Annotated in this window: 2 protein-coding genes; one reads left to right on the forward strand and one right to left on the reverse strand. The window is 45.1% G+C overall.

All coding sequences use genetic code 11. The annotated features are described in order from the left end of the window. Window positions 1-475: 475 nt before the first annotated feature. Window positions 476-1,477: a catabolite control protein A gene (gene ccpA, locus JCM11969_RS16270; protein WP_054712916.1), complete on the reverse strand. Its 1,002-nt coding sequence runs from the start codon at window positions 1,475-1,477 to the stop codon at window positions 476-478. A 183-nt stretch (window positions 1,478-1,660) separates the two neighbouring features. On the opposite strand from ccpA, the gene JCM11969_RS16275 reads away from it, so the two are divergent. Beyond that, entirely contained in the window at window positions 1,661-2,758 is a 1,098-nt protein-coding gene (locus tag JCM11969_RS16275) for a M24 family metallopeptidase (RefSeq protein ID WP_054712919.1), read from the forward strand. Window positions 2,759-2,864: the final 106 nt, after the last annotated feature.

The raw sequence follows: 2,864 nt of genomic DNA on the forward strand, positions 1-2,864 counted from the left end.
CAGTCTTTATGGTTTGAGCTTGTTTGTGTTAGGGTGGTTTTTTGGGTATTGAGGCGAAAGTTGTTCGGCACGGGGCTAAGTTGTATGGGCCTTTTGTCTTAAAGTCAGGACCGGTTTTGTGGGTTACTTTTGCAGAGTGCTGTTGGCTGCGTGGTTTTCCCCTCATCTTGCGGAAACGTGTTCAGCAAGGCAAGGGGCTAACTTGTATGCGGATCTGGCATAAAAGTCAGAACCGGTTTTGTGGGTTTCTTTTGCAGAGTGCTGTTTGCTACGTGGTTTTCCCCTTATCTTGCGGAAACGTGTTCAGCAAGGCAGAGGCTCCTGTGTAAGTAACTCTGGCAAAAACGCCAAGCCCAGGCATTTCTGCCAGAGTTACTTACACTCCGCCCTCTAACCGCCTTGCTTCACACTCTACAAAAAAAGCCACACTCCCCACTTGCGAGTCTGACCTTCTTAACGTTGCAATTATTTAACTTTAATTGGTTGTGTCACGCTTCATTAAGCCGTATGGCAACAAGACCGTCTTTTCTTCGACTTCTTCGTTGTTCATCAACTTAGTCAATAACCGCATGGCAACGGCGCCAATATCATACAGCGGTTGGGTGATTGATGACATCTTTGGCCGCACCATTTCAGTTAACTTCGTATCATTACTGGTAATGAGTTCAAAGTCATTTGGCACGTTCAAGCCTGCATCCGTCACACCGTTCATCACACCTGCAGCAAGTTCGTCGTCACCGACAACCGCTGCCGTGGCACCAACTGACTGCAATGCTGGTTGCAGTAATTGGCCAGCCTTATATGTGTAATCCGTTTCGAAGACTAACTTGTCATCGTAGCGAATACCAGCCTTCTTCAGGGCTTGTTTGTAGCCCTTCAGACGGAAATCACGGTTGATTGGATCAGCTAAGTTTCCTGAAATAAAGGCAACTTTTTGGTTTCCTCGATCGATCAGGTTCTTAACAGCTTCTTCAACCGCAGCTGTGTAGTCAATGTTGACACTAGGCATTTGGCCCTTTTCATCCACACATCCGGCTAACACGATCGGCGTTTTAGCTCGGTCGAATTCTTTGCGAAGTTCCTCACTAACAGCATTGCCCATGAAGACGATTCCGTCCACTTGCTTTGCCATTAAGGTGTTTAACACCTGAACTTCTTTACGTCCATTTTCGTCGGAGTTTGTTAGAATGATGTTGTACTTGTACATCATTGCAATATCATCGATGCCTCGAGCCAGTGCTGAGAAGTAAATGTTCGTCACGTCGGGAATAATCACCCCAACAGTGGTCGTTTTCTTGCTGGCCAAGCCACGAGCAACAGCGTTTGGCCGGTAATCCAGCCGTTCAATCACATCCAAAACTTTTTTACGAGTCGCTGGCTTAACGTTTGGATTCCCGTTAACCACCCGGGAAACAGTTGCCATTGAGACATCTGCTTCACAGGCCACATCGTAAATTGTCACAGTCTGTTTATCCATTGCGATAGCCCTTTCTTTATTGGTATTATTCGTTTTCATAGATTTTCAACAACCTATCAAATATAACAGATAAACTTTCAGAAATCAATTTGAAAACGTTTTTATCTTGATGATACTCTATTCAGCCCCACTTTTCAAGATGAGCAATGCTATAATGAAGTATTCTTACAAGAGGTGATTACATTGTCCAAACTACAAGAGATTCAAAAATGGACCGCCGAAAACCACGCGGATTTTGCTTACATTAGCAACCCCAAAACCATTCAGTATTTAACGGGCTTTTACAGCGACCCGATCGAGCGAGTTTTAGCACTGATCGTCTTCCCTGATCAAGACCCCTTCATGTTCGCACCAGCACTGGAAGTAGAGGCCATCAAGGACACTGGCTTTACCTATCCGGTGTACGGGTACCTTGACCATGAAAATCCATGGAAGATGATTGCGACAGATGTTCAAAAACGAGTCGCATCCCCTAAAAACATTGCTCTTGAAAAGAGCCAATTAACGGTTGAACGACTTGAATTTCTACGTGAAATTTTTCCAAGTGCGGCTTTTAACCTCGACATCACCGATTTCATTACTCAGTTACGTCTCATCAAGTCTGATGACGAAATTAAAGAACTGGAAATCGCCGGTAAATGGGCAGACTTCGCGTTTGAAAAAGGGTTTGCAGCAGTCAAGGCTGGCGTCACTGAAGGTCAAGTTGCGGCTGAATTGCAATACGCTCTGATGCAAAATGGCATCATGGAAATGAGCTTTGCGACTCTGATTCAAGCTGGTGCACACGCTGCGGAACCGCATGGTGCAACGAACGCGACCAAAATTGAAAACAACGAACTGGTTTTATTTGATTTGGGAACCGTTTGGAACGGCTACATCTCTGATGCATCACGGACTGTTGCAGTTGGCAAACCGACTGAAAAACAGATTGATATTTACAAGGTTTGTTTGGAAGCACAATTGGCAGCGCAGGATGCCGCTAAACCGGGCATTACCGCTGCTTCACTTGATAAAATCGCCCGGGATATCATTGAGAAAGCTGGCTACGGTGAGTACTTCATTCACCGTCTCGGCCACGGTATGGGCATGAGCGAACACGAATTTCCATCCATTATGGAAGGCAACGACATGATTCTTAAACCAGGGATGTGCTTCTCCATCGAACCAGGGATTTACATTCCAAATGTTGCCGGCGTTCGAATTGAAGACTGCGTTCACATTACTGATGATGGTTGCGCACCGTTTACGCATACGTCTAAGGAATTGACTTACGTAGGATAACCCATTGTTAGCCAATAAAAAGCGACTGAGATTAGTTTTCTCGGTCGCTTTTTTGATTAGAATTTTGTTTTTTGGCTCTCTTATTTAGATTGCCGAAACGTGTTCC

Origin of the sequence: Secundilactobacillus paracollinoides DSM 15502 = JCM 11969 (assembly GCF_001311135.1) — a bacterium.
Classification (GTDB): Bacteria; Bacillota; Bacilli; order Lactobacillales; family Lactobacillaceae; genus Secundilactobacillus; species Secundilactobacillus paracollinoides.